This is a genomic window from Psychrobacter sp. 1U2 (assembly GCF_051847575.1).
In genome coordinates this window covers 1-825 of record NZ_JBPYDC010000806.1, presented here as the reverse complement: position 1 = coordinate 825, position 825 = coordinate 1, and the positions used below count along the sequence as shown (strand labels likewise).

1 protein-coding gene is annotated in these 825 nt (G+C 40.6%); it reads left to right on the top strand.

Annotation, left to right across the window (positions count from 1 at the left end):
* Positions 1 to 276 precede the first annotated feature (276 nt).
* A partial coding sequence (locus ACS8FD_RS18845; protein WP_439276976.1) for an MBL fold metallo-hydrolase occupies positions 277 to 825 on the top strand: 549 nt, incomplete at its 3' end.

Here is an 825-nt window from a genome sequence, read left to right as displayed (position 1 = left end):
TGAGAATACAATCTAATAAATAAAATAATGCGCTTATTGTAGCCGATTTATGGTTTGGATGCTATTTTTGCTTAAGGTACTGATACGCTGAAACAATACACCTACTTATAATATATAGCTTGATACTGTGCCAGTACTATTTATTTGCTACTCTTTTAAAAAGACGAAATTTAATATAGATGTTAAATCTAGATATTGAATACAATTATTAAACACAGCTATTGAATACAGTTACTTCAATGATATTTAGCCACCAATATTTATAAGGGAATAATTATGCTACTTGAGAAAATAAAGACACCCGGACTCGCTCACTTGTCCTATCTGGTAGGCTCAGGTGGAAAAGCAGCAGTCATTGACCCACGCCGCGACTGTAACATTTATGTCGAAAAAGCACGTGCTGCTGGGCTGAAAATTACCCATATCTTCGAAACTCACCGTAATGAAGACTTGGTTTCTGGTGCGCCAATTCTAGCAGAATTGACTGGTGCAGTAGTACTACATGGGCCAAATCCTGAAAAGCCTATCACTTATGCGCAAACAACTCATGAGAATGACTGCTTTGCCATCGGTCAGCTTGAGATTCGCGTACTAGAGACACCTGGTCACACTGATGATCATATTAGCTTTGTGTTATTTGATAGCGCCTATCCAGAACAAGCTGTCGGGGTTTTCACAGGGGATGCGCTATTCGTGGGCGATGTTGGGCGTACGGACTTTTATCCCAATCGACGTAAGGAAGTGGCAGGTCTGCTCTATGACTCATTACAAAAAATTTTAGCGCTTGGCGATCAAGCCCTTATTTATCCTGCCCATGGGGCTGGG